Source organism: Brevundimonas sp. (assembly GCF_965227765.1).
GTDB lineage: Bacteria > Pseudomonadota > Alphaproteobacteria > Caulobacterales > Caulobacteraceae > Brevundimonas.
On the sequence record NZ_OZ245778.1, the window covers coordinates 902,101 to 926,759 of the forward strand.

A 24,659-nucleotide genomic window follows, 5' to 3' on the forward strand; every position below is an offset into this window, starting at 1 on the left:
CATGGAGGGTTTGCGCGACGTCTATATCACCGGCACCGGGGCTTTCCTGCCGGGCGAGCCTGTGGGCGTCGACGCCATGGAGGATCATATCGGCCGTATCAGCGGGAGGGCCTCTGCGATCGGTCGTCGCGCCCTGCGTTGGAACGGCGTCGAGACCCGCCATTACGCAATGACGCCCGACGGCGTGGCCCACCATTCCAATGCCTCGATGGCGGCGCAGGCTGCGCGGGCCGCGCTGGAGGATGCGGGCCTGGGCCTGGGCGATCTGCAACATCTGGCGACGGCGACGACGCAAGGGGACTATCTGGTCCCCGGCCACGGTCCCGCCGTTCATGCCGAACTCGGCACGGGCCCCATAGAGGTGGCCAGCTATCAGTCCGTTTGCGCCTCGGCCTTGATGGCGGTGAAGGGGGCCTGGCTGCAGGTGAGGGCAGGCGAGGCGGATGTCGCCGTCGCCACCGGCAGCGAGTTCTCGTCGCGCTGGTTCCGGCCCGGCTTCTACGAAGGCACGGACCTGATCGACGCCAAGGGGCGGTTGCGGATGGAGGCCGACTTCCTGCGCTTCACCCTGTCGGACGGGGCGGGGGCCGTGGTGCTGGAGCCGAGGCCGCGACCGGAAGGCCTGTCATTGAAGGTGGAGTGGATCGACCTGACCTCCCTGGCCGGGGCCTTTGATCCCTGCATGTGGGCGGGCTCGACCTTTGCGGATCGCGCCGACATGACATCGGCCTGGAGCCACGCCGGACCGAACGCCGCCCACGGCGCCGGGGCGGTCGCCCTGTTGCAGGATTTCGACCTGCTGAAGATCGTCATCCGCGCCTGGATCGGCGAATGGATGAAGAAGGTGGACGCGGGACGGATCGACCCCGACGCCGTCGACCACCTGCTGTGCCACTACTCCGCCCAGTCGCTGCGTGAGGAGATCGTCTCGATCCTGAAGTCGACCAGGGCCATGATCCCGGAGGAGAAGTGGTTCTCCAATCTGGCGACCGTCGGCAATATCGGCTCGGCCTCGATCTGGGTCATGCTGGATGAGTTCATGAAGTCAGGGCGGGCGAAACGGGGCGAACGCGTCTTGCTCATCGTGCCGGAAAGCGGGCGCGCCATGATAGGGTTCATGATGCTGGAGGTGGTGTGATGGCGGATGGACCCATGGCTAATGACGCGGTCGCCGACACCCTGAGGAAGCTCGCGGTCGTCTTCGCCGAGTTCGAACAGAGGCTGGAATCCACCCCCCTGATCCGCAAGCTGACGCGCGGCCGGTTCGCGCTGGCCGACTATCACGCCTTCCTCATCAACCTGCGCCAGCAGGTGAAGGACGGGGCGCTGTGGATGTCGCGCGCGGCGTCGAACGTCGGCGAAACTCACCTGGAACTGCGCTCGACCCTGATGCGTCACGCGGTGACCGAGCACCGTGACTTCCGCCTGCTGGAGGCCGATTTCGTCTGCTCGGGCGGCGCGGTCGAGACCATCCGCAATGCGCCCAAGAACGTCGGCTCCGAGGCCCTGTCCGCCTGGATGTTCCATGAGGCGTCGCGGCCTGATCCCTTCGGCCTGCTGGGCGCCATGTTCGTCATCGAGGGCCTAGGTTCGATCAAGGCCGCGCCCTGGGGCCGGCTGGTCAAGGATCGGCTGAACCTGCCCGACGAGGCCGTGCGCTTCCTGCTGTATCACGGCGAGAACGACGCCGAGCATATGCGCGAGTTCGAAGAGATGCTGCGGATGGTGCTGCCCGATACCGCCGTCGCCGAACGCATCGTCATGACCGCCCGCGTCACCGCCCGCCTCTATGCCCTGCAGATCGAGGAGATCGCGGCATGAGCCTGTCGGACGGCGCGACCGCCAGGGATCACCGCAAGGCCGATCCCTTCGACCCGCGTGGTTACGATCCGCGCGATCCCGACCCGTGGCTGGCGCTCTATCTCGACCACAGCCTGCCTATCGACCCCCAGGCCAAGAAGGCTCTGCTGGCCGGAGCCCGATCATGGTCGCGGCGCTGGCTGTTTCCGGTTTCACGGCCGCTGGTGCTGCTGTTCTTCTGCGTGGTGAAGGTGCTGCGGGCGATTTCGCCGCGACATCCGAACCTGAACGGCCTGCTGCACAAGACCATCCACTGGGGCCTGCGCGCCTTTGGCTCGCCCCAGTGCAACATGCTGATCCTGCGCCATTTCCATATCGGGACGGAGCTGCTGGCCTTTCTTAAGGCCAATGCCGGCGTGCCGATCGATAGCGTCCAGACCATCCCCCTGAAGCCGCTGACGCTGAAGGATCTGGAGGACAATGTCTTCCTCCAGCACGACCTGAACATCTTCAACTTCATCATCGAACTGAACATCGCCCTGCAGGCGCAAGGGCGCGAGCTGACGCCGCCGGCCAGGGTGGACTTCTCGATGCTGACCGACATCGACCCGGCGTTCGAGACCTTTCCGACCGGGCCGTTGAACCATATCGACATCCAGACGGCGGTGGAGTTCTACACCCCTCTGTACGCCCTTCTGCTGCCGCGCGAGGACTTCATGCGCGCGTCCCATTCGCTGCAACTGGACGAGATCGTCGGCATCTATATCGCCCGCATCCTTGGCTCCGACTACCACATGCATTTCGTCAAGAACGGCCACCCGCTGGTGACCCTGTCGACGCTTCAGGCCGGGTTCCGGTTGATGATGCATGGCCTGGATTGCGAGGCCATGCACGGCTATCTGCGCCTGCTGAAATCACGACAGGAAGCGGGCCTGCCCCTGGACCCGAGAAGCACCGCCTCCTGATCGCGAGAAAAACTAGGTCGCTGTTTCCGCCTTCTTGGCCCGACCTCGGCCGAACCGATAGACGAGGAAGGCGATCCCGCCGCCGACGGCCAGGATGGCGATCGTCAGCAGGGGGCGGAAGGTGAACCAGGCGATGGCGATGGTGACCGTCCCGATCACGGCCCCCAGAACGAACGCGACCAGGCCTGTGCCCATCCGCACGATGGTCCCGGCCAAGGGCAGGACGTCGGCCAAGACGCCCAGGGGCGCCAGGATCAGACCGAAGCCGACGACCAGCAGGACCAGCCCGCCGATGCGCAGGGCCCAGGTCAAGAACGTGTTGGCGTCCTGCGCGCCCTGGAACATATCTTCGGCCGACACGGCGCCGGTCGAGACCAGCAGGAACTCTTCGCCATTCCTGGCGCGATAGGTGGAGAAGCCGTCGCCGTTCTGTTCGGCGACGATGCTGATTTCGCCGGCGGGCGTCAGCTCATAGCCGATGCGGACATCGCCGATGGTGGAGGCGGTGGGCGTGATCACAGCCGCATCCTCGGCGTCGTCGGGATCATTGCTGCGGACGGGGCGCTGGGTCAGTTGGATGCGGTTCTGGGCGATGGAGACGTAGCGGCCGGTATCGCCGACGGCGGCCTGGACCGTTTCCAGGGTTTCCGGCGTCAGCCGCATGGGCGCGGCGCCGTCGATCTGGCCAACGATGTCTTCATCCAGGCTGAAGGCGCCGAGCGTGGCGTCCTGGGCCAGGACATCGTGGGACTCGACCGCGAACTCGGGGTTCTGGTGGCCGTTCGGCTCGGCGAAGGCGCTGGAATCCTCATGCGAGGACGACCAGACCTTGGCGTAGCTATAGGTGGTGACCGTCTCCTCGCCGCCGCCCAGCTTGGTGCGGGTCTCGGACTTGGAGCTCTCGCGCCACTGGTACATCTCGACATTGCGCGACAGGCGGACACCCGTGGCGGAAACGCCGAAATCGGTGTCTTCCAGCGGAGCGGTGACCGCGACCCGGCCAGTGACATGGACCAGTTTCTGGTCATTTTCCGGCGCCACCGCATCGGGCTGGATGCCGACGACGACAGCGGCGCCCTCGCTCAGGCCCTTGGCGGTCTTGATCGCCCGGCCCTCGTTCCAGAACAGGGCGATTATGCAGATCGGGATCAGAACGAGCCCGAACAGCACGCCGGAGATGGCGCCGCCGATGCGAGAGAACCACGACTGGTTCGTCGTGCGCGTGATGGTGTCTGGCATGAGCTTCCCCCCGGAAACAACGCATCCCTTGCCGACCGGCGGTCGGCCGCGACGTGCGCGTGCGGTCTCTATACCACCGATCAAGCGGAGCAATACAGAGGGCGGCCGCAGGTTCAGGAAGCCTCTCGGCAGGCGCGTCCCGGTGCCCTATGAGACGATCAAACGGGAGCGCTCATGTCGTCCAACGGTCCATCCGCCAAGGTCTGTGTCGTCGCCGCCGGCGGCACCGGCGGTCATATGTTCCCGGCCGAGGCCCTGGCGCGCGAGATGGCGGCGCGCGGCTGGCGGGTGGTTCTGGCGACCGACCGGCGCGGCGAGGTCTATGCCCATGACTTTCGGTGCGAGGAGAAGCTGTTCCTCGACACGGCCACAGGCTCTGGCCCAGTCGCCTTGTTGAAGGCCGGCCTCGCCATCGCGCGCGGCGTGGTCCAGGCGCGCGGCGCCTTCAAGCAGCTGGATGCAGGCGTCGTCGTCGGCTTTGGCGGCTATCCCTCGGCGCCGGCCCTGGTCGCCGCCATCACCCAGAAACGCCCGACCATGATGCATGAGCAGAACGCGGTGCTGGGCCGCACCAACCGGATCCTGGCCCCCTATGTCGGAGCGGTCGCCTCCTCCTTCCCGACGTTGGAACGGGCCTCGGTCGTCGTGCAGTCGCGCGCCCAGGTGGTGGGCAGTCCGATCCGCGCCGATATCCGCGCCCTGTTCGACCGCGCCTATGTCGCGCCCAGCGCCGACGGGCCGATCCATGTGCTGGTGACCGGCGGCAGCCAGGGTGCCCGCATCCTGTCCGAGACCACGCCGCGCTCGCTGGCGGCCCTGCCCGAGGCCATCCGCCGTCGCCTGCGGGTCCAGCAGCAGTCGCGGCCCGAGACGCTGGAGGCGGCGCGTCAGATCTATCTGGAGGCGGGCATCCAGGCCGAGGTCGCGCCCTTCTTCCGCGACATGGCGCAGCGGCTGTCGGCGGCCCATCTGGTCATCGGCCGGGCCGGCGCCTCGACCTGCGCCGAGCTGGCCGTCGCCGCCCTGCCGTCGGTCCTGATCCCGTTGAAGATCGCCACCGACGACCACCAGACCCTGAACGCCCGCGCCCTGACCGACGTCGGCGCCGCCGTGGTCCTGGCCGAGGACGCGGTCACCGTCGACAGCCTGACGGCGGCCCTGGCGCCCCTGCTGTCGGACCCCGCCCGACTGGCGGCCATGTCGGCGGCGGCCCGTTCGGTGGCCATCCCCGACGCGGCCCAGCGCCTGGCCGATCTGGTGGAGGCGACGGCGCGCTAGCTGCATCGCGTCGCAGGCGCGAACGGGCGGCGGACTTGTGCGTTACCCCCGCCATGCCCCCCTTCATCATAGACCTGACCCGCCAGACCGCGCGCCTGTGGCGAGAGTTCGCCTGGATGCCCGAATGGCTGGTCATCGGCCTGGTGCTGCTGATCTTCGTCGGCGCCGGCTGGCTGGTTCACGCCCTGGCCTTCGCCGTCCTGCGCCGGATCGTGAGGAACCGGGATGTGTTCTGGCGCGGCGTGGTCGAGCGGGCGCGCATCAAGCTGCGCGTCCTGGTCCTGATCACGGCGGTGGCCATCGGCGTTAGCGTCTCGCCGCTCGACCCGGCGCCCTCCGCCGATGTCCGCGCTGTCCTGCTGTTCGTCTTCATCCTGGCGCTGGGCTGGCTGGCGTCGGGCGTCCTCGACATGTGGTCGGTGGTGCACCTGAAGAAGTTCAACATCGCGGTCGAGGACAACCTGATCGCGCGCAAGCACCTGACCCAGACCCGCATCCTGCAGCGCGTCGCCAAGCTGCTGATCGGCTTCGTCACCCTGGGGCTAGCCCTGATGACCATCGCCGGCTTCCGCCAGTGGGGCGTCAGTCTGCTGGCCTCGGCGGGCGTCGTCGGCATCATCGCCGGCCTGGCCCTTCAGCCCATGCTGACCAACATGATCGCCGGCATCCAGATCGCCCTGACCCAGCCGATCCGCATCGACGACGCCGTCATCGTCGAGGGCGAGTGGGGCAATGTCGAGGAGATCACCTCGACCTATGTGGTGGTCAAGCTGTGGGACTGGCGGCGCATGGTGCTGCCGCTGTCCTGGTTCATCACCAACCCGTTCCAGAACTGGACGCGCGAGAACGCCCGGCTGATCGGCACGGCCATGTTCTATGTCGACTACGCTGCGCCCATCGACCGGCTGCGCGAGGGGTATGAGAAGATCGTCAGGGCGTCCAAGCTGTGGGACGGCGACGTGCAGGTCTTGCAGGTCACCGACATCACCGAACGGGTCTTGCAGGTCCGGTGCCTGGCCAGCGCACGATCGGCCGGCGTGGCCTTCGACCTGCGCTGCGAGATCCGCGAGAAGATGATGGCCTTCATGCGCGACGAATGCCCCGAGGCCCTGCCGAGGGACCGCGTCGAGCTGGACCCGAACGGCTCTACTGAGCCAGGGCCGTCCGCCCCAGGGACACCGCGTCCTCGACCGTCGTGACCTCTGCGGCGCGGTCCTCGGTCGAACAGGCGATGACCAGAAGCTCGGCCGCGTCGCCGCCGGGCGCGGCCGGATAGGCGGGCGAGGGTTCGGGGGTGGAGGGGCCTTCGGCGCCGTCCGCGCGCAGGGAGGCGAAGTCCAGCCGGTCGGCGGTCATCGCCGCACAGTCGAACCGCCACCGCGACCAGCCGCCCCAGTATTCGACATCCCCCACTTTGAACGCCTCCTCGCTGACCTGCAGCGAGCGCATCTCGGCGATGTCGCCCTGGCGCCGACGCGTGGTCAGATCGGCCAGGACCGCGAACCGGCCGGCCCCCGCCAGGACGAAGGCGTGGGGTTCAGGCGCGGCGACGGACGCGCCCTGCATCAGGGCGACCTTCAGCAGGGCGATGATGACGGGCGCGGCCACGGATTAGATCAGTTCGGGCGGAACAGGCCGGCGGCGCTGGCGGTGAAGATCTCGATGCCGTCCTCGGTCACCCCGACCGAATGCTCGCATTGCGACGACAGGGACTTGTCGCGGGTCACCGCGGTCCAGCCGTCGGACAGCACCTTCACGTGCGGCTTGCCCAGGTTCACCATCGGCTCGACGGTGAAGAACATGCCGGGCTTCAGCACCGCGCCTTCGCCCTTCCTGCCGTAGTGCAGGACGTTGGGGCTGTCGTGGAACAGCCGGCCGATGCCGTGGCCGCAGAAGTCGCGAACCACGCTCATGCGGTTCTCCTCGACGTAGCGCTGGATGGCGTAGCCGATGTCGCCGAACGTATTGCCGGGCTTCACCTGCTCCAGGCCCAGACGCAGGGATTCATAGGTGACGTCGATCAGCTTCTTCGATCGCGCGTTGATGTTGCCGACCGCATACATGCGGCTGGAATCCCCATGCCAGCCGTCGACGATGACGGTGTGGTCGATGTTGACGATGTCGCCGTCCTTCAGCACCCGGTCGCCCGGAATCCCGTGGCAGACCACGTGATTGATCGAGGTGCAGACGGTCTTCATATAGCCCTTGTAGCCCAGGCAGGCGGGCAGACCGCCGCGCTCCAGCGTGTATTCGCGGATGCGGTCGTCGATCTCCTGGGTGGTCACGCCCGGCACGACATAGGGGGTGATCATGTCCAGCGCGTCGGCGACCAGCCGGCCGGCGATCCGCATGCCCTCGAAGTCGTCCACCTCATAGAGGCGGATCGCGCTGGATCGCGTCAGGGTCTCGGTTTCCAGTTCGGGCGTTTCGTACATGGCAGGCTCGGGCGGCAAGATCGGGGGGAGGCTTGAGGTGGTACTTCTATCACAGAACCTCAACCCTGTCCGTAACGTGGCGGTCGGGCGTCTCAGGATCCCCGAGGGGTGGGCGACGAGGGATTTCCGCCGTCAGGCTGCTGCGATTAATTCGCAATCCTGCCTCTATTGCAGTTGATTCTAATAATCGTTCGCATTAAAGCCGCTTCACACTCAAGCGAGGCCATACGATGCGCACCTTCCTTCTGCTCTCCGCCAGCCTGTCCGCGCTGGCTACGGCGGCCTACGCCGAGGACGGTGCGCCTGAGGATCAGGCCCACATCCTGCCAGCGGTGACGGTCCTGGCCACGCGCTCGGAGACGCCGGTCGATGAGGTTCCGGCCACGGTCACCGTTTTCACCGCCGAGCAGATCGAGCGCCAGTTGTTCACCGACATCAAGGACCTGGTCCGCTATGAGCCCGGCGTCAGCGTCGTCTCGCAACCAGCCCGCTTCGGCGCCGCGTTGGGCACCGCCGGTCGCGCGGGCAATGCTGGCTTCACCATTCGCGGCATGGGCGGCGACCGCGTGCTGATGGTGGTCGATGGTGTCCGCACGCCCGATGGCTTCACCTTCGGCGCCCAGAGCGTGGGTCGCGGCGGCTATTCGGACCTGGACCTGATGAAGTCGGTCGAGATACTGCGCGGACCGGCCTCGGCGCTTTACGGCTCGGACGGCATCGCCGGCGCCGTCAGCTTCACCACCAAGGATCCAGAGGACTTCCTGTCCGACGGCCGCAGCTTCGGCGCCCGCGCCCGCGCCGGCTATAACTCGTCGGACGAGGGCTATACCGAGGGCGTGGCCTTCGCGGGTCGGCTGGCCAACGGCTTCTCCGGCCTGATCGCCTATACCCGCCGCGATGCGCAGGAGACCGAGACCCACGGCGACGTGGGCGGCACGGGCGGGACACGCACCGAGGCCAACCCCCAGGATATCGCCTCCAACTCGGTGCTGGGCAAGCTGGTCTGGGACCTCAACGACAACCACCGCCTGCGTCTGACCTACGAACACTATGACATGGAGATGGACGCCGACGTGCTCAGCGGCCGCGTGCCCGCAGCCCCGCCCTTCGTCCCCAACGCCGTGCTGGAACTGCTGGCTCACGACGAGACGACGCGCGATCGTGTCAGCCTCGATTGGCGTTTCGAGAATGTGCTTGGCCTGGATAGCGGTCAGATCGCCGCCTACTGGCAGGAGGCCGAAACCACCCAGTTCACCTTCGAGGATCGCGATCCCGGCGTGGACCGCACCCGCGACAACCAGTTCAACAACCGCGTCATCGGCCTGGCCGCCGATGCCCGCAAGACCATCGTGGCGGGGGGCGTCGAGCACCGCCTGATCTTCGGCGGCGACGTTTCCACGACGACCCAGGAAGGCATTCGCGGCGGCACGGTTCCGCCGTTCGGCGAGACCTTCCCGACCAGCCCCTTCCCCAAGACCGACTACACCCTGGCGGGAGTCTTCGTTCAGGACGAGATCGTGCTGGCCGGCGGTACGGTGCGGATAACCCCGTCGCTGCGTTACGACGCCTATGACCTGTCGACCGACAGCGATCCCCTCTACACCGGCGCCCGCGCCGACCAGAGCGACGGCCACCTGTCGCCCAAGATCGGCGCCGTCTGGCAGGTCACGCCCGGCTTCCAGCTGTTCGGCAACTACTCCGAAGGCTTCAAGGCCCCGACGCCCAGCCAGGTGAACAACTTCTTCTCCAACATCGCTTCGGGCTACACCTCCATCCCCAACCCGGATCTCGATCCCGAGACCAGCCACAGCGCCGAGATCGGTCTGCGGATGCGCGATCAGGACTTCGCCTTCGGCCGCATGGGCTTCCAGATCGTCGCCTTCAGGTCCGAGTACGAGGACTTCATCAGCCAGCAGGTCGTCGGCGGAACCGGCGCGCCGGGCGACCCGGTCATCTATCAGTACGTCAACTTCGCCGAGGCCGAGGTCGAGGGGCTGGAAGGTCGCGCCAACATCGACTGGGACAACGGCTTCAGCGCCCGCTTCGCCGCAGCCTGGGCCAATGGCAGCCAGACCACGGGCGGCGCCGAGGCGTCCCTGTCGACCATAGACCCGATCAAGCTGGTCGGCGGTCTGGCCTGGAACGACCCGGCTGGTCGCTTCGGCGCCGAGACCGTGGTCACCTGGTCGGACGCCAAGAAGAACCGCGACACCGATGGCCTGGCTTGCTTCGGGACCTGCCTGGTCGGCGAGGCCTTCACCCTGATCGACGTCACCGCCTACTGGAACCTGACCTCTGCGGTGACCGCCCGCGCCGGGGTCTTCAACGTCACCGACGAGAAATACGGTTGGTGGAGCGATTTCGCCGGCGTCTCGCGGACCTCGGTCGCCCGCGACGCCTACACCCAGCCGGGCCGCAACTTCGGCGTCTCCCTGTCCTTGCGTCTCTAGACCGAGGCAGGCAGGTTAATGCGACTGAATATCATGAAAGACCCCGCCATGCGCGTCGCCCTTATCGTCTCCGCCGCCCTGTTGTTCGCCGGCGCTCCAGCCATGGCGCAGACGGCGGCGGCGGCGGCGCCCGCCGCTTCCCTGCCGGCGCCCGCCAATGCTTTCGAGCATGACCGGCAGTCGATCCTTGCCCAGGCCGGTCAGTTCCGCGTCCATTTCGACATGCGCGAGAACGTCAGCTTCAGCGCCGACTACGACCCGATGGAAGGCAAGCTGTCGGGCGGGTCCGAGATCGTGCGCGTCGTCTATGACCATGGCGACCGGATCAGCCTGCAACATATCCTGGTGATGGAGCACGAGGGCCAGTCGATCGTGGTCAAACACTGGCGCCACGACTGGGTCTATCAGCCCGTCGATGTCCTGACCTATGCCGGTCCAAACCAGTGGAGCGTGACGCCGGTGTCATTGGCCGAGCGCAGCGGCGCCTGGTCCCAGACCGTGTGGCAGACCGACGATTCCCCCCGCTACGGCGGCGTCGGCAAATGGACCTATGACAACGGTCTGGCCATGTGGACCTCGAACGCGACGTGGCGGCCGCTGGCCCGTCGCGATGCGGTGCTGAACCCCGTCTATGACCGCTATCTGGGGACCAACCGACACGTCCTGACGCCCAACGGTTGGGTCCATCTGCAGGACAATATCAAGATGACGGCCCCGACGACGCCCGGCGGCCAGCCTGTCGCCATCGTCCAGGAGGATGTGATCAACACCTACGACCGTTCCACCTCCTATTCGCCCGCACCGGGCGACGACTACTGGGCGGCGACCAAGGATTACTGGGCCGGCATCCGCGACCTGTGGGACGGCGTCATCGCCAAGGACGGCGGCATCTATGTCACCGAGGCGCCCGAGACCGGCGTCGTCACCGGCCCGCCGCTGATGGATCTGGCCGAGAAGATCCAGTCCGGCGAGATCACCACCGAAGCCGCCCTCGAGCAGGCCCGCACGATCATCGCCGAGGGCACGACCAGGCCGTGAGGCCATCGGGGGCGCCTGTCCTGGCGGCGTCCGGCTTTGACAGGATCGCCCGGTCGGTCGCAACGTGGCGGGGTCTTGTTCCGGAGCCTCCCGCCATGATCCAGGTCGCCGCCTTCAAATGGGTCCCGCCGTTCGCGCAGGGCTCGGTTCGCGACATCCGCGTACGCTGGGCGCTGGAAGAGGCGGGCCTGCCTTACGCGCCCATGCTGATCGACTTCGACCAGGCGGCTTCGCCCGAGTACCGCGCCCTGCAACCCTTCGGCCAGGTCCCGGCCTATCGGGACGCAGAGGTCGAGTTGTTCGAGAGCGGCGCCATCGTCCTGCACATCGCGCGCAGGTCCGATGCCCTTATGCCCGCCGACGAGGCCGGAAAGGATCGGGTGACCTGCTGGCTGTTCGCGGCGTCCAACAGCATCGAACCCTATGTGGCCCAGTTGGCCGGCATCGACCTGTTCCACGCCAAGGAAGCCTGGGCTGCGGAGCGCAGGCCCCAGGTCGAGACGCAGTTGCGGCGCAAGCTGGCCGATCTTCAGACGGCGCTGGGCGATCGGAACTGGTTCGCCGACGACCGTTTCAGCGCCGCCGACATCATCATGACCCACGTCCTGCGCGACCTGCGGCACACGTCGATCATTGCCGACTATCCGAAACTGGACGCCTTCGTGAAACGCGCCGAAGCGCGCCCGGCGTTCCAGAAGGCATTGGCCGATCAACTGGCGCCGTTCCGGGAAACGGAGAAGGCGATGGCGGGGGCCTGAGCCGGCTTCGCCATGGGCGCCGATCGGTGTTATGCCGGATTGGGGGCTCGGAAACATGCATCAGACACAGCGAGCGAAGGAGCAGGTCTTCTTCAGCGGCATGGCTGTGCTGGCCATCGTCGTCTCGGCCATCGGCTTTTCCACGACCTTCATCGCGCCGATAGCGCGCGGAGCGTTTGCAGCGCCGGCCGTGGTACATCTGCATGCCGTCCTGTTTATTGCGTGGCTGCTTTTGCTTCTGACGCAGGCTCGGTTGGTGGCTGGGCGACGTCTCAACTGGCACAGGAAACTGGGTCTGGCGGGCGCGGCTCTGGCAATCGCCATGGCGGCGTCAGGCATCGGCGTCGGCCTGTTCGCTGCGCATCGAGATCTGGCGGCCGGGCAGGGGACCTTTGCGGAGCAGGCCTTCCTGACCGTCTGGATCGAGATGGGGCTGTTTCTGGCCTTGGTCGTGGCGGGGATCGTTCAGCGTAACCGACCCGATGTGCACAAACGTTTGATGCTGCTGGCGACCATCACGATCCTGGGGCCGGCATGGTTCCGGTTCCGGCATCTGTTCCCCGGTGTGGAGAACCCGCTGGTCGTGTTCTCGATCATCGCAGATTCGCTTGTGCTGTTCGCGATGGCGGCGGACCAGATGATCTGGCGCAGGGTCAATCCGGTCTATTGGAAGGCGGGATTGGCGATGATCGCGGTCCATGTAGGCGAGGTGACCCTGTTCGGCACGGCGCCGTTCGCGGCGGTCGCCCACGCCGTGGCGCGGCTGTCGGGGCTAACGGCCTAGGACCGCTATGCCACCAGCGTCTCCGCCTGATGCAGGTCGACGCTGACCAGCTGGCTGACCCCCCGCTCGGGCATGGTGACGCCGTACAGGCGGTCCATGCGGCTCATGGTGACCGGGTTGTGGGTGATGACGATGAAGCGTGTGTCGGTGCGGTTGCGCATCTCGTTCAGCATCCGGCAGAAGCGATCCACGTTGGCGTCGTCCAGCGGGGCATCCACCTCGTCCAGCACGCAGACGGGCGCTGGGTTGGCCAGGAAGACGGCAAAGATCAGGGCCGCCGCCGTCAGGGCCTGTTCGCCGCCGCTCATCAGGCTCATGACCGACAGCCGCTTGCCGGGCGGGCAGGCGTAGATCTCCAGACCGGCCTCCAGCGGATCGTCGGACTCGACCAGTTTCAGCTCGGCCTGGCCGCCGCCGAACAGGGCCTCGAACAGGCTCTTGAAGTTGTCGTTGATGATGTCGAAGGCGGCGACCAGACGCTCGCGCCCCTCGGCGTTCAGCTCGTCGATGCCGTCGCGCAGCTTGGCGATGGCGCCGGTCAGGTCGGACCGCTCCAGCCGCATGGTGTTCAGCCGGTCGCCGTATTCCTGGGCCTCGTCCTCGGCGCGCAGATTGACCGCGCCCAACTGCTCGCGCTCTCGCTCCAGACCATAGAGCAGGTTCTCGGCGCCCGCGGCGTCCGGCGGGCGGGCGATGGCGTCGTCGATCAACTTCTGGCCCAGTTCGTCGGGCGACATCTGGGCCGTCTCGTGCACCGTATTGGCGGCGTCGGTCAGGCGCTCGGCGGCGGCCTCGGCGCGGGCCGACAGACCGGCGCGGGCCTCGCGGGCGGCGGAGGCGGCGGTGTCGGCGGCGCGTGAGGCGCGGTCGGCCTCGCCGGCCTGGTCTTCCGCCTCGGCCAGGGTGTCGGCGGAGGCCTTCCTGCGGGTCTCGGCGGTGGTCAGCGTATCCAGCAGCGACGACCGCTGGGCCGCCAGGGCCTCGGGCGCCGTCGCCGCGCGTGTCAGCAGGGCGGCGGATTTCTCGGCGTCGGCCTCCAGCGTTTTGATCCGGGCGGCGGCGTCCCTGGCGCGGGTGGCCCAGCCATCGCGTTCGCGGGTCAGGCCGGTCAGGCGGGCGTCGCGGCTGATGCGTTCACGGGCCTCGGCGTCGCGGTCGGCGCGGGCCTGGGCCGAGGCGGTGCGGGCGGCGTCCGCAGCGAGGCGGGCGGCGGCCAGTTCGTCCTTCAGCCCGGCCAGGGTCTCGGACGGGGCGTCGACCGACAGGGCCTCGGCCAGGGCGGTCTGGGCGGCCGTGACTTCATCGGCCAGCCGGGTCAGGGTCTCGTCCAGGGCCTGGGCGCGGGCCTCGCGGCGGGCCTGATCGCGCGACAGGCTCTCGACCCGGTCGCGCGCCGAGGTCACGGCCTTGTCGGCGGCGAAGGGGGCGAGGCGGGCCGTCTTCACGGCCTCTTCCGCCGCGCGGAAGGCGTCGGTGGCGGATTTCTGAGCGGCTTGCGCCTGTTCGAGCGCGGGCTTGCCCTCGTCGATGGCGGCTTCCAGTTCGGCCAACCGACCGCGCTGGGCCAGGCGTACGGCGGCGGGGCGGGGCGCTTCGGCGCGGCTGACGAAACCATCCCAGCGATAGAGGTCGCCCTCGGTCGTCACCAGCCGCGCGCCGGTCGGCAGGTCTTGCGCCAGCCTTGCCGCATCCGCCCTGTCCGCCACGCCGCACAGGGCCAGACGCGCGGCCAGCTGATCGGGCGCCTTCACATGGCCGGACAGGGGCGTGACGCCTGCGGGCCATGACGGCGTGGGGATCGGCGCGCCGGCCCAGTAGGCGGCGGCCCTGGCGTCCAGAGCCGCATCCAGATCGTCGCCCAGAGCGGCCGCCAGGGCGGCCTCATAGCCCTTGTCGGCGGACACCTTGTCCAGCGCCGGGGCGTGTTCGCGCTTGTTCGAGACCAGCAGGGAGGCCAGGCCCCGCGCCTCGGTCTGCAAGCGGCCCAGCCTGTCCTCGGCGGCGCGGGCGTTGGTGCGGGCCTCCTGCTCGGCGCGGGCCAGGTCGCCGCGTTTCGCCTCGGCCGTTTCGACAGCGGCGCGGGCGGCGGTCAGGGCGGCGGTCGCTTCGTCCAGCGCGGTGCGGGCCGTCGCCAGTTCGGGCGTTTCCAGCGGGCCAAGGGCCTCGCGCTCGCGCTTCGCCTGATCCAGGGCCGAGGTGGCGCGGGCGACGCGGGCCTCGGCGTCGCGCTTCCTGGCCGTCTCGGCGTTGGCACGGGCCTCGACGGCGGCCAGTGTCCCGGCCAGGCGTTCGACCTCGGCGTCGGCGGCGCGGCGGGCGTCCTCGGCGGCGACCAGCATGGCCTCCAGTTCGGGACCGCGGGCCGGCGCGGCGGCGATTTCCGCCTTCAGGGTTTCCAGTTCGGCGTTCAGGCGAGACAGCTCTGCGGCGGCGTCCTCCGACATCGTCGTTTCGCGTTCCGCATCGGCGGCGATGCGGGCGACCTCGGCCTTCAGGCGATCGACCTCGGCGCGGGCCTGTTGCTCGGCCATGTCGAGCCGGTCGCGTTCCAGCGAGGCGCGGTGCAGCAGGGCGGCGGCGACGGCGTCTTCCTCGCGCGCAGGCTTCAACGCCTCCTGAGCCGACAGGGCGGCGGTCTGGGCGCGGGCGGCGGCGGATGTGGCCTCGGCGACCGCAGCGTCGGCCTCTCGCAGTTCGGCGGCGGCGACATCGGCGGCGACCCGCGCGTCGTTCCAGCGGACATAGAGCAGGGCCGCCTGCAGGGCGCGGATCTCTGCCGAGATCTTCTTGTATTTCTCGGCCTGCCGGGCCTCGCGCCGCAGCCGGTTCAGGGCGGTTTCCAGCTCCTTGCCGATGTCGTCCAGCCGTTCCAGGTTGGTCTCGGCGGCCTTCAGACGCAGCTCGGCCTCGTGGCGGCGCGTGTGTAGGCCGGCGACCCCGCCGGCCTCCTCAAGGATGCGGCGACGGTTCTGGGGCTTGGCGGCGATCAGCTCGCTGATCTGGCCCTGACGCACCAAGGCGGGCGAGTTGGCCCCGGTCGAGGCGTCGGCGAACAGCAGTTGCACGTCGCGGGCGCGCACCTCCTTGCCGTTGATCCGGTAGGTCGAGCCCTGGCCCCGGTCGATGCGGCGCGACACCTCCAGCACGGGTGAGTCGGTAAAGGGCTGGGGCGCGCGGCGTTGCGCATTGTCGATGGTCAGCTGGACTTCGGCGTGGTTCCTCGGCGGGCGGTTCGAGGCCCCGGCGAAGATGACGTCGTCCATGCCCTGGCCGCGCATGGCCTTGGCCGAGTTGGCGCCCATGACCCAGCGCATGGATTCAAGGACGTTGGACTTGCCGCAGCCATTGGGGCCAACCACCCCGGTCAGGCCCGGCTCGATCTGCACCTCCGACGCATCGACGAAGGATTTGAAGCCTATCAGGCGAAGACGCTGGAACTGCATCGCGTCCCCGACCTCGCCCTAGCGTCCGAGCAGAGGGGTGATTTCCGCCGTCAGGTTCTCCAGCGAACCGTCGGTGACCATCTTGCCGTTGATGAAGAAGGTCGGTGTGTTGCGGATGCCGATGGCGACGCCGCGCGCGTGGTCTTGCTGGATACCCGCCATGGTCGCCGGATCGGAGACGCAGGCCCAGACCTCGTCGGCGGACTTGCCGCTGACCGCGATGCCGCGCTCGTACCATTCGCTCATCGGCCCGAAATTCCGGGCGGTGCCCTGCCATAGATACAGGGTGTGGATCACTTCGAAATAACGGTCGGGCCGGGCGCAGCGGGCGACGGCGGTGGCGCGGGCGGCGATGTCGGCGGGCTCGGTCAGCATATCGCGCGAGACGAAGCGGACCTGGCCGGTGTCGATGAACCGCTCCTTGAAGGCGTAGTAGGTCCCCATCTGCCAGGCCGCGCTGAACGGGCAGGCCAGGGAGCCGTATTCGATCACGGTGACCGGGGCGCGTGCATCGCCGATGACGTGATCCGCCGCCGTTACCCTTGGAACATCCATGGCGAAGGCGTGCGTGGAGACGCCCGCGATCGGCGCCGCGACGGCTGCGGTCAGCAGGGCGCGGCGATCGAGGATCACGGGGCGGCGGCCTCGATGGCGGTGGTCAGGGCCTCGATCGAGCCGTCGCGTTGCAGTTTGCCGTTGACGAAGAAACTCGGCGTGCCCTGAACCCCGGCCGCCTGGGCCGCCCGGATCTCGGACTGAAGACCCCTGTTGACCGTCGGGTCGGCGAAGCAGGTTTCGATCTGGGCGCCGGTCATGCCGCCAGCGGCGATGGCGTCGGAGAACCAGGTCTGGCCCCCTGCGAGCATCGCCGCCTGACCCTCGTAGAGGGATCGCGCCACGGCCTGATAACGGTCGGCCGGGGCGCAGCGGGCGATCCCGGCGGCGGTCATGGCGACCTCGGCCGGGCTGGTCGGCAGGTTGCGGAACACCAGCCGTACGCGGCCGGTATCCACGAACCGGGCCTTGAACACCGGCAGCACCTCATTGAACCAGTGGGCGCAGTGCGGACAGGTGAACGAAGCGTACTCGATCACCGTCACCGGCGCGTCGGCTCGACCGATGACCCGGTCGGCGGCCGTGACCGGCGGCACGTCGGCAGCCATGGCGATCGACGCAGCCCCGCCCGCGAGGGGCAGGGCCAGGGCCAGGGTCAGCAACAGGCGGCGGATCAGGGTCATGGCGTCAGTCGTACTCAGTTCGCGGCCAGGGCGGCGTCGACGGCCTCGGACAGGCTCGACAGGCTGGAATCAGCGATCTTGGTCCCGTTGACCATGAAGCTGGGGGTGCCGGTGACGCCAGCGTCCAGACCGGCCTTGATGCGCTTCTCCAGCGCAGCCGTGGCGTCCTGATCCTTGACGCAGTCCTCGAACTGCTGCTCGCTCAGGCCCGCGCCCTGGGCGATGCGCAGCAGGACGGTGCGCGGCGGCGTGCCGCCGAAGATTTCGCCCTGGCTGGCCATGATCTCGTGGATGACGTCGAAATACTTGTCCGGTCCGGCGCAACGCGCGACCAGGAAGCCGGCGGCGGCGACGGGAACCGGCGCGGTCGGGAATTCGCGGAAGACGTAGCGGACCTTGTTGGTGTCGACGTATTTGGCTTTGAACTCGGGCCAGACGTCCTTCTGCCACTGGGCGCAGTGCGCGCAGGTGACCGAGGCGTATTCGACCACCGTGACCTTGGCGCCCTCGGGGGCGCCCAGGGCCATGTCGCCCTCGGCGGCGCCGCCGGTCTTACCGCCACAGGCGGCCAGGGCCATGGTCGCCAGGGCGGCGCCGGTGATGGCCGCGCGACGGCTCATCTGAGCGAAGCCGGGAGCCGAGAATTTGAAAGGCTTGTTCGAACGCATGAGAGCTTCCTAGCGACTTTAACCGTCGATGATCGTGCGATTCCCCCCGGCGGTGCAGGGCAGGGGCGCACTGACCCTATTTCGAGAACAGCTAAGGCGAAGTTTTGTCAACGACGCGGTGCTTTCCATCCGCCTTTCGGACCCCGCCCCTTGGCCTCGTCCGACAGGACCGCGCGGCCCAAACCGGCCAGGGCCGCCTTCAGCGCATCGGGCGCACGCTCGACCGACTTGGACAACTCGGCCTCGGCAGCGGCGTCCAGGGGTTCGAAGCGCCGCCGCGCACCCTTGGTCGAGGCGGCTGGCGTGGGCAGGGGCTTCACCGGCCCCTGGGCGATCCTCAGCTTGTCCACCGCGCCGGGGCCCAGGAACAGGTTCACCCGCGACAGGATCTCGGCGGACTGGTGCTGGACCAGAAGGGCGGCTGGCCCCGCGACGCGCAGTTCCAGCGTGCCGCCGCTTCCTGCACGACCTCGGGTCAGTTTCTGCGGCCGTGTGACGCGGGCCAGCTGATCGCCGACGATCTCGCGCCAGCGGGGCTCAAGCGCGCCTGCGCCGCGCCCGAATTTCTCGTCCAGCTCCTTGATGAAGCCGTGCAGCGCCCGGCCGGCCGGGGGCGCAGGCCGGGGCGCCGGGCGGGTGCGACGCCGCGCCAGGATTTCACGCGCTTCGCTTTCGGTGGGCAGATCGCGGGCCATGACCCCTATATAGCGCGAGCCATGGTTTGCGTCCCCCTTTCCCTTGCCGACAAGACGGCCATCCGCCGCGCCCTGCTGGACTGGTACGACGCCAGTGCGCGGACCCTGGCGTGGCGCGCGCCGCCGGGGTCGAACACGCAGCCCGATCCCTATCGGGTCTGGCTGTCCGAGGTGATGCTGCAACAGACCACGACGCCCCACGCCACGCCCTATTTCCTCAGCTTCACCCAGCGCTGGCCGACGGTGGGCGATCTGGCGGCGGTGGCGGACGCGGACCTGATGGCGGCCTGGGCGGGGCTGGGATACTACGCCCGCGCCCGCAACCTGCTGGCCTGTGCGCGCGCCGTGGCAAGAGATCACGGCGGCGTCTTTCCGGATACCGAGGCGGGTCTGCTCGCATTGCCGGGCGTGGGCGCCTATACCGCCGCCGCCGTCGCCGCCATCGCCTTCGACCGGCCCGCCAATGTCGTGGACGGCAATGTCGAGCGGGTCATGTCGCGCCTGTTCGCGGTCGAGACCCCCGTCCCCACCGCCAAGCCCGAACTGAAGGTGCTGGCCGGGACGCTCGTCGTCGAGGACCGACCGGGCGACTGGGCCCAGGCCCTGATGGATTTGGGGGCGACCATCTGTCGGCCACGCTCGCCGTCATGCCTGCTATGCCCGATCAGCCGGCGGTGCGCGGGATACGCCACAGGCCAACCCGAACGCTATCCGGTCAAGACCCCCAAGGCCGCGCGCCCTCACCGGCTGGGGACCGCCTATGTGCTGCGCGACGGCCAGGGCCGCGTCGCTCTGGTCCAGCGGCCGGACAAGGGCCTGCTGGGCGGCATGCTGGGCCTGCCGACGACCGACTGGTCCGCTGCGCCTGAAGATGCGCCGCCGGTCGAGGCTGCATGGCGCGATACCGGCGCCATCGAACACGTCTTCACCCATTTCTCGCTGACCCTGTCGGTGCAGGCGGCGGACGGCGCGGGCGACTTCATCTGGACGCCCGAGGCCGAGGCGCTGAAGGCCTTGCCGACCGTGTTCAGAAAGGCGTTGCAGAAATCCTCCCCCAACGGGGGAGGGGGACCCCGAAGGGGTGGAGGGGGCTAGCCCCAGACGCGGAATTTGCATCCGGCCCCCTCCGTCACGACGCAAGCGGCGTCGCGCCACCTCCCCCGACGGGGGAGGATTGGGCCTAACGCGAAGTCAGGATCCGCACGTCGCCGGTCTTGCCTCGTGGCATCAGGACCGTGCCTTCGCCGATGCGTTCGAAGATCAGGTCGACGCGAGAGCCGCCGACTTTCAGGTCGCTGACGGTCATGCGCTCGACGCCGGCGGGCAGGGTCGGGTTGGCGACGGTGACGACGCCTTCCAGCGCATCGACATCGACGCCCAGAGACGCCTGCAGCATCAGAAAGGCCGAACCGGCGGCCCAGGCCTGGGGCAGGCAGGCGACCGGATAGGCGATGGGACCTTCGCCCGGCTCGCGCTCGAACCCGCAGAACAGTTCGGGCAGGCGCATCTGGAAATGGCTGGCGGCGGTGTAGATCTCGCCCAGGATCAGGGCCACCGCGTCCCGCTCGCCGTACCGGGCCATGCCCGCGACCGCCAACGAGGTGTCGTGTGGCCAGACCGAGCCGTTGTGATAGCTCATCGGATTGAACCGCGCCTGACCCTTGGCCAGGGTCCGCAGCCCCCAGCCCGAGCGGAACTCGGCCGACAGCATCCGCTTGGTCACCCGTGCAGCGCGCTCGGCCGAGGGCAGGCCTGAGAACAGCAGGTGACCAGCGTTGGAGCCGATCGAACGGCACTGTTCCCCGTCCCCGTCCAGGGCGATGGCGTAGAAGCCCTCGTCCTCCATCCAGAACTTGTCCTCGACCAGGAAGCGGATTTCATGAGCGCGCTCCTCCCACGCCTGGGCGCGGGCGTCGCCGAGCCGGGCGCCCAGGTCGGCCATGGCCAGCCAGGCGGCGTAGGCATAGCCCTGGACCTCCAGAAGGGCGATCGGTCCCTTGGGGAAGCGCCCGTCGCGGTGGAAGATCGAGTCCTCGGAATCCTTCCAGCCCTGGTTCGACAGGCCTGTCTCGGCGGCGCGGGCGTAGTCGATCAGGCCGTCGCCGTTCGAGTCGCCATAGTCGCGCATCCATTCGGTCGCGGCGATCAGATTGGGCCAGAGTTTGCGGATCAGATCCAGGTCGCCGGTCCGCCGCGCATAGGCGCCGGCCAGGGCGACGAACAGGCAGGTGGTGTCGACCCCGCCGTAATAGAGGCCGAACGGCACCTCGTGCAGGGCGCTCATCTCGCCGCCGCGGGTCTCGTGCATGATCTTGCCGGGTGCGGAATCGCGGAAGGCCGAGACCTCGGTGGCCTGACGCGAGGCCAGATAGGTCAGGACGCCGCGCGCCAGGGACGGATCCAGCCACAGCATCTGCCAGGCGCTGATGATGCCGTCGCGCCCGAAGGGGGTCGAGAACCAGGGCGTCCCGGCATAGGGGTAGGGGCCGGTCGGCAGGTCAGTGGTCAACAGGGCGATGTCGGCGCGGCTCTGATCCAGCCAGGCGTTGAACAGGGGGCTCCGTGGCCCCCGCAGGGAAGCGCCGCGTCTGCGGCGGCGGCGCATGGCCAGCCTGGCCTGTACGGCGCAATGCCGCCAGCGCATAGGATCGGGAGTGCAATCCGCCTCGGCGCCGCATTCGACGAACAGGTCGATGGATTTGGCCGAGGGCAGGCTGAACATGAACTCGGCGCGGCTTGCCGTCAGGCGCGCGGGCGGCTCAGAAAAGGCCAGCCGCGAGACACGTTCGACATCGTCCAGTCCGGTATAGTGAAAGGTAATGCAGCGCCCGTCGTGGGTCGGCGGATGGATCGTGCCGCGCTTCTCGCGCCGCGTGCCCCGGACCTGGAAGATGTCGGCGAAGTCGGCGCCGAAGTCGAAGGCCACGGGCACCAGAACGTCTTCGATCCCGTGATTGGCCAGGCGCACGCGCTCGTACATCCGGCGGTTCCACACAAAGCGGCGTCGTTCGATGTGGATCACGCCCGCCGGGGCCGAGCGACCGCCCATCGGGGGCAGGGGGCGGTTTGTGGAGTTGGCGGTGAAGAAGACGTTGTCGCGCGAGACGCTGGACCCCAGCCGAGACGGCCTCGCCGCCCCGACCGTCAGCACCAGGCGCGACAGCAGGCGGGTGTCATGATCGAACAGGCCGTCAGCCCCGTCCTTGATGTCGCCCCAGGGGTCGGCGACCAGAAAGGTGTCGCCGTCCTTCAGCGCCTGGAGCGTATCCAGGCTGCCCGTTTCGCTGGCTTCGGCGGCCGTGGTCTGGACCGAATAGCTGTCGTCCATGATGGCTCCGCTGGCGGTTCGAGGGCTCTGGACGGTGTCATCCAAATATGGCGCTCAAGGGCCGTCAGCTTGCCTAATGTTCGAACAGCCTTGCAGTTCAGCCAACGGCGGCGAAGCTTCGATCTTCGTCCAGAGGACGCAGCGGAGTGACGACGCCGCCGATCGCGTCCTCGGCGAATGGCCGGCGGGCCAGCAGGTCTCCGTAGACGTCCAGATACCGCCGCGCCATGGCCGTGGCCGAGAAGCGGAGCTCGAACCGCGCCCGCACCGCCTCGCGGTCCAGCTTGCCCACCCGGTCGGCGGCGGCGACGGCCTGCTCCAGCGTATCCACCAGATAGCCGGTGGCGCCGTCCTCGATGATTTCCGAAGTCGAGCCACAGCGGAAGGCGACGACCGGGGTGCCGCAGGCCATGGCCTCGATCATCACCAGGCCGAACGGCTCGGGCCAGTCGATGGGGAACAGCAGGGCCTCGGCGCCGCCCAGGAACTCGGACTTCTGGTGGTCGCCGATCTCGCCGATGAAGTCGATCAGGGGATTGCCCTCGATCATCGGCTTGATCTTGGTCTCGTAATAGACGCGGTCGGCGGCATCGACCTTGGCGGCCATCTTCAGACGTTTGCCCAGCTTGGTCGCGATCTCGATGGCGCGGTCCGGGCGCTTCTCGGGCGAGATGCGTCCCAGGAAAGCCAGATAGCCGCGCGATTCCGGCGCGAACCTGTACTGCTCCGCCGGCATCCCGTGATGCACGGTGGCCTTCCAGTTGGCGAAGGAGATGGGGCGGCGCTGGTGGTCCGAGATCGACACCAGTCCGAACTCATTCCAGCGGTCATAGACCTCGGGCAAATCCTTCATGTCCAACCTGCCGTGCAGGGTGGTCAGGGTCTTGTCGGCGATGCTTCGGAAAAGCGGAAAATGGATCATGTCGGTGTGGAAGTGGATCACGTCGAACTCGGCGGCGCGTTCATGCACTTCCCACAACATGGTCAGGTGGGCGGCCAGGTCGGACTTCAGCGGCGCGGGGTCCAGCCGGATCGCCTGATCGCGCACCGGGATCAGTCGCGCCCGCGTCTGGGCGTCGGCGCTGGCGAACAGGGTCACCTCATGCCCCAGATCGACCAGGGCGTCGGTCAGGTGAGCGACAACCCGTTCGGTCCCGCCATACAGTTTCGGCGGAACAGCCTCGTACAGAGGGGTGACCTGGGCGATCTTCATGATGTGCTTGCTCCGACCCGTTGAGCCGGGCCGCAAACATCAATGTTATTGCAGTCGCGAAGTTCCGTCGCGGAACGCAGAATTTCGGCAATGATTGGAACGTGTTACGCGGCGCCCATGTGTCGGGTAGCGGTCACTGCATCCCGGCGCGAACCTCGGCGCGCAGGACGTCGATGGACCGCATTCCGGTGTCCGTCTTGAACGACCAGTAGGTCCAGCCGTTGCAGGCGGGCGCGTTTTCCAGCAGGGCGCCCAGCTTGTGGATCGAGCCGGTGAACTCGCCCGACACCAGAGAGCCGTCGGCCCGCACGCGCGCCTCGCGGTCGCCCTTGGGCGAATAGAGCCGGTCGCCCGGCGCCAGCAGCCCGGCCTCGACCAGGGCGCCGAACGGCACCTTCACCTCGGCCCGCTTGGAGCCCATGACCTTCAGGTCGTCGGGCGCGGCGGGGATGACGGCCTTGATGCGTTTTTCGGCCACCTTGGCGTATTCCGGATCGCGCTCGATGCCGATCCAGCGCCGGCCCAGACGCTTGGCCGCGGCGCCCGTGGTGCCGGTGCCGAAGAAGGGGTCCAGGATCACGTCGCCCGGCTTGGTCGCGGCCATGATGACGCGGTACAGCAGGCTCTCGGGCTTCTGGGTCGGATGGGCCTTCTTGCCATCCTCGCCCTTGATGCGTTCCTCGCCGGTGCACAGGGCCAGGGTCCAGTCCGAGCGCATCTGAGTGTCTTCGTTGAAGGCCTTCAGCGCGTCGTAGTTGAAGGTGTAACGCTTCTGCTCACGGCTTTTGGCGGCCCAGATCAGGGTCTCGTGGGCGTTGGTGAATCGCGTGCCCTTGAAGTTCGGCATGGGGTTGGACTTGCGCCAGATGATGTCGTTCAGCACCCAGAAGCCGATGTCCTGGATCGCCGTGCCCAGGCGGAAGATGTTGTGATAGCTGCCGATCACCCAGATCGAGCCCTCGTCCTTCAGCACCCGGCGGCATTCCTTCAGCCAGTCGCGGCTGAAGGCGTCATAGGCGGCGAAACTGTCGAACTTGTCCCAGTCGTCGTCGACCGCATCGACCTTGGAGTTATCGGGACGCAGCAGGTCGCCGCCCAGCTGCAGATTATAGGGAGGGTCGGCGAAGACCATATCGACGGACTTGTCCGGCAGACCGCGCAGGACCTCCAGGCAGTCGCCACGATGCAGAATGTCGGTCTTGATCTCGGTCACGCGTTACAGCCCCGGGGAGTGGAGCGGCCATGGTGAATCCTTACGGTTAAGGCAGTGTTGATTCCGGCTCCTTCCCCGACAGAGGAGGGATGAGCGGTGGTGCAATCCTTGAAA

Annotated in this window: 21 protein-coding genes; 10 read left to right on the forward strand and 11 right to left on the reverse strand. The window is 68.0% G+C overall.

All coding sequences use genetic code 11. The features are described from left to right. Position 1 precedes the first annotated feature (1 nt). From ACO05L_RS04365 to ACO05L_RS04375, 3 genes are read left to right on the forward strand one after another with little or no spacing between them, the layout of a single operon-like run. Positions 2 to 1,138: a beta-ketoacyl-ACP synthase III gene (locus tag ACO05L_RS04365; protein WP_421730949.1), complete on the forward strand. Its 1,137-nt coding sequence runs from the start codon at positions 2 to 4 to the stop codon at positions 1,136 to 1,138. After that, positions 1,138 to 1,821, forward strand: a complete 684-nt coding sequence (locus ACO05L_RS04370; RefSeq protein ID WP_421730950.1) for an iron-containing redox enzyme family protein — start codon at positions 1,138 to 1,140, stop codon at positions 1,819 to 1,821. The genes ACO05L_RS04365 and ACO05L_RS04370 overlap by 1 nt, the downstream gene beginning before the upstream one ends. Beyond that, the gene (locus ACO05L_RS04375) at positions 1,818 to 2,765 is read left to right on the forward strand and encodes a DUF6999 family protein (RefSeq protein ID WP_421730951.1); all 948 of its coding nucleotides are present in this window, start codon (positions 1,818 to 1,820) and stop codon (positions 2,763 to 2,765) included. Before ACO05L_RS04370 ends, ACO05L_RS04375 begins: the two co-directional genes overlap by 4 nt. 12 nt (positions 2,766 to 2,777) lie before the next feature. Here ACO05L_RS04375 and ACO05L_RS04380 read toward each other — a convergent pair whose 3' ends face one another. Beyond that, positions 2,778 to 4,004: a TMEM43 family protein gene (locus tag ACO05L_RS04380; RefSeq protein WP_421730952.1), complete on the reverse strand. Its 1,227-nt coding sequence runs from the start codon at positions 4,002 to 4,004 to the stop codon at positions 2,778 to 2,780. 174 nt (positions 4,005 to 4,178) lie between these two features. Here ACO05L_RS04380 and murG point away from each other — a divergent pair, with 174 nt between their 5' ends. Together murG and ACO05L_RS04390 are read left to right on the forward strand one after the other, a co-directional pair. After that, entirely contained in the window at positions 4,179 to 5,282 is a 1,104-nt protein-coding gene (murG, locus tag ACO05L_RS04385) for an undecaprenyldiphospho-muramoylpentapeptide beta-N-acetylglucosaminyltransferase (protein ID WP_421730953.1), read from the forward strand. A gap of 53 nt (positions 5,283 to 5,335) precedes the next feature. Beyond that, entirely contained in the window at positions 5,336 to 6,481 is a 1,146-nt protein-coding gene (locus ACO05L_RS04390) for a mechanosensitive ion channel family protein (protein WP_421730954.1), read from the forward strand. Here ACO05L_RS04390 and ACO05L_RS04395 read toward each other — a convergent pair. Together ACO05L_RS04395 and map are read right to left on the reverse strand one after the other, a co-directional pair. Then, complete coding sequence (locus tag ACO05L_RS04395; protein ID WP_421730955.1) at positions 6,429 to 6,890, reverse strand: hypothetical protein; 462 nt, start codon at positions 6,888 to 6,890, stop codon at positions 6,429 to 6,431. The genes ACO05L_RS04390 and ACO05L_RS04395 overlap by 53 nt on opposite strands. Positions 6,891 to 6,898: 8 nt before the next feature. Further along, positions 6,899 to 7,717 carry a type I methionyl aminopeptidase gene (gene map, locus ACO05L_RS04400; RefSeq protein ID WP_421730956.1) on the reverse strand — a complete coding sequence of 273 codons (819 nt, stop codon included), beginning with the start codon at positions 7,715 to 7,717 and terminating at the stop codon, positions 6,899 to 6,901. Between the two features lie 230 nt (positions 7,718 to 7,947). Between map and ACO05L_RS04405 the strand changes: the two genes are divergently transcribed. The 4 genes from ACO05L_RS04405 (at position 7,948) to ACO05L_RS04420 (ending at position 12,747) form a co-directional block, all read left to right on the forward strand. Next, positions 7,948 to 10,167 carry a TonB-dependent hemoglobin/transferrin/lactoferrin family receptor gene (locus tag ACO05L_RS04405; protein ID WP_421730957.1) on the forward strand — a complete coding sequence of 740 codons (2,220 nt, stop codon included), beginning with the start codon at positions 7,948 to 7,950 and terminating at the stop codon, positions 10,165 to 10,167. Positions 10,168 to 10,215: 48 nt separating this feature from the next. Beyond that, positions 10,216 to 11,205 (forward strand): DUF6607 family protein, encoded by a 990-nt coding sequence (locus tag ACO05L_RS04410; protein WP_421730958.1) that lies wholly within the window; start codon positions 10,216 to 10,218, stop codon positions 11,203 to 11,205. Between the two features lie 95 nt (positions 11,206 to 11,300). Continuing rightward, a complete protein-coding gene (locus ACO05L_RS04415) occupies positions 11,301 to 11,963 on the forward strand; it encodes a glutathione S-transferase family protein (protein WP_421730959.1) in 663 nt (220 codons plus the stop codon). Positions 11,964 to 12,018: 55 nt separating this feature from the next. Next, on the forward strand, positions 12,019 to 12,747 hold the full coding sequence (locus ACO05L_RS04420) for a hypothetical protein (RefSeq protein WP_421730960.1): 729 nt from the start codon (positions 12,019 to 12,021) through the stop codon (positions 12,745 to 12,747). A 5-nt stretch (positions 12,748 to 12,752) separates the two neighbouring features. Here the strand turns inward: ACO05L_RS04420 and smc are convergent, their stop codons facing one another. The 5 genes from smc to ACO05L_RS04445 form a co-directional block, all read right to left on the reverse strand. Beyond that, positions 12,753 to 16,190, reverse strand: coding sequence for a chromosome segregation protein SMC (gene smc / locus ACO05L_RS04425; RefSeq protein WP_421730961.1), 3,438 nt, complete (start codon positions 16,188 to 16,190; stop codon positions 12,753 to 12,755). 18 nt (positions 16,191 to 16,208) lie between these two features. Further along, the gene (locus ACO05L_RS04430) at positions 16,209 to 16,823 is read right to left on the reverse strand and encodes a thioredoxin domain-containing protein (protein ID WP_421730962.1); all 615 of its coding nucleotides are present in this window, start codon (positions 16,821 to 16,823) and stop codon (positions 16,209 to 16,211) included. Beyond that, positions 16,820 to 17,428 (reverse strand): thioredoxin domain-containing protein, encoded by a 609-nt coding sequence (locus tag ACO05L_RS04435; protein WP_421730963.1) that lies wholly within the window; start codon positions 17,426 to 17,428, stop codon positions 16,820 to 16,822. Before ACO05L_RS04435 ends, ACO05L_RS04430 begins: the two co-directional genes overlap by 4 nt. A gap of 14 nt (positions 17,429 to 17,442) precedes the next feature. Further along, entirely contained in the window at positions 17,443 to 18,096 is a 654-nt protein-coding gene (locus ACO05L_RS04440; RefSeq protein ID WP_421730964.1) for a DsbA family protein, read from the reverse strand. 107 nt (positions 18,097 to 18,203) lie between these two features. Beyond that, positions 18,204 to 18,791: a DUF721 domain-containing protein gene (locus ACO05L_RS04445; protein WP_421730965.1), complete on the reverse strand. Its 588-nt coding sequence runs from the start codon at positions 18,789 to 18,791 to the stop codon at positions 18,204 to 18,206. Between the two features lie 21 nt (positions 18,792 to 18,812). Here ACO05L_RS04445 and mutY point away from each other — a divergent pair, with 21 nt between their 5' ends. After that, positions 18,813 to 19,886: an A/G-specific adenine glycosylase gene (gene mutY, locus ACO05L_RS04450; RefSeq protein WP_421730966.1), complete on the forward strand. Its 1,074-nt coding sequence runs from the start codon at positions 18,813 to 18,815 to the stop codon at positions 19,884 to 19,886. A gap of 85 nt (positions 19,887 to 19,971) precedes the next feature. On the opposite strand, the gene ACO05L_RS04455 is transcribed toward mutY, so the two are convergent. The 3 genes from ACO05L_RS04455 to ACO05L_RS04465 all read right to left on the reverse strand — a co-directional run bounded on the left by ACO05L_RS04455 (position 19,972) and on the right by ACO05L_RS04465 (position 24,545). Further along, entirely contained in the window at positions 19,972 to 22,119 is a 2,148-nt protein-coding gene (locus ACO05L_RS04455) for a glycogen debranching N-terminal domain-containing protein (protein WP_421730967.1), read from the reverse strand. A gap of 97 nt (positions 22,120 to 22,216) precedes the next feature. Beyond that, on the reverse strand, positions 22,217 to 23,332 hold the full coding sequence (locus ACO05L_RS04460; protein ID WP_421730968.1) for a glycosyltransferase family 4 protein: 1,116 nt from the start codon (positions 23,330 to 23,332) through the stop codon (positions 22,217 to 22,219). A gap of 133 nt (positions 23,333 to 23,465) precedes the next feature. Then, entirely contained in the window at positions 23,466 to 24,545 is a 1,080-nt protein-coding gene (locus tag ACO05L_RS04465) for a site-specific DNA-methyltransferase (protein WP_421730969.1), read from the reverse strand. Positions 24,546 to 24,659: the final 114 nt, after the last annotated feature.

Excerpts from the sequence above, each read along its gene's own strand:
- ACO05L_RS04365 (WP_421730949.1), top strand. The coding sequence starts at position 2 with ATGGAGGGTTTGCGCGACGTCTATATCACCGGCACCGGGGCTTTCCTG.
- ACO05L_RS04370 (WP_421730950.1), top strand. The coding sequence starts at position 1,138 with ATGGCGGATGGACCCATGGCTAATGACGCGGTCGCCGACACCCTGAGG.
- ACO05L_RS04375 (WP_421730951.1), top strand. The coding sequence starts at position 1,818 with ATGAGCCTGTCGGACGGCGCGACCGCCAGGGATCACCGCAAGGCCGAT.
- ACO05L_RS04380 (WP_421730952.1), bottom strand. The coding sequence starts at position 4,004 with ATGCCAGACACCATCACGCGCACGACGAACCAGTCGTGGTTCTCTCGC.
- murG (WP_421730953.1), top strand. The coding sequence starts at position 4,179 with ATGTCGTCCAACGGTCCATCCGCCAAGGTCTGTGTCGTCGCCGCCGGC.
- ACO05L_RS04390 (WP_421730954.1), top strand. The coding sequence starts at position 5,336 with ATGCCCCCCTTCATCATAGACCTGACCCGCCAGACCGCGCGCCTGTGG.
- map (WP_421730956.1), bottom strand. The coding sequence starts at position 7,717 with ATGTACGAAACGCCCGAACTGGAAACCGAGACCCTGACGCGATCCAGC.
- ACO05L_RS04405 (WP_421730957.1), top strand. The coding sequence starts at position 7,948 with ATGCGCACCTTCCTTCTGCTCTCCGCCAGCCTGTCCGCGCTGGCTACG.
- ACO05L_RS04410 (WP_421730958.1), top strand. The coding sequence starts at position 10,216 with ATGCGCGTCGCCCTTATCGTCTCCGCCGCCCTGTTGTTCGCCGGCGCT.
- ACO05L_RS04415 (WP_421730959.1), top strand. The coding sequence starts at position 11,301 with ATGATCCAGGTCGCCGCCTTCAAATGGGTCCCGCCGTTCGCGCAGGGC.
- ACO05L_RS04420 (WP_421730960.1), top strand. The coding sequence starts at position 12,019 with ATGCATCAGACACAGCGAGCGAAGGAGCAGGTCTTCTTCAGCGGCATG.
- smc (WP_421730961.1), bottom strand. The coding sequence starts at position 16,190 with ATGCAGTTCCAGCGTCTTCGCCTGATAGGCTTCAAATCCTTCGTCGAT.
- ACO05L_RS04435 (WP_421730963.1), bottom strand. The coding sequence starts at position 17,428 with ATGACCCTGATCCGCCGCCTGTTGCTGACCCTGGCCCTGGCCCTGCCC.
- ACO05L_RS04440 (WP_421730964.1), bottom strand. The coding sequence starts at position 18,096 with ATGCGTTCGAACAAGCCTTTCAAATTCTCGGCTCCCGGCTTCGCTCAG.
- ACO05L_RS04445 (WP_421730965.1), bottom strand. The coding sequence starts at position 18,791 with ATGGCCCGCGATCTGCCCACCGAAAGCGAAGCGCGTGAAATCCTGGCG.
- mutY (WP_421730966.1), top strand. The coding sequence starts at position 18,813 with ATGGTTTGCGTCCCCCTTTCCCTTGCCGACAAGACGGCCATCCGCCGC.
- ACO05L_RS04455 (WP_421730967.1), bottom strand. The coding sequence starts at position 22,119 with ATGGACGACAGCTATTCGGTCCAGACCACGGCCGCCGAAGCCAGCGAA.
- ACO05L_RS04460 (WP_421730968.1), bottom strand. The coding sequence starts at position 23,332 with ATGAAGATCGCCCAGGTCACCCCTCTGTACGAGGCTGTTCCGCCGAAA.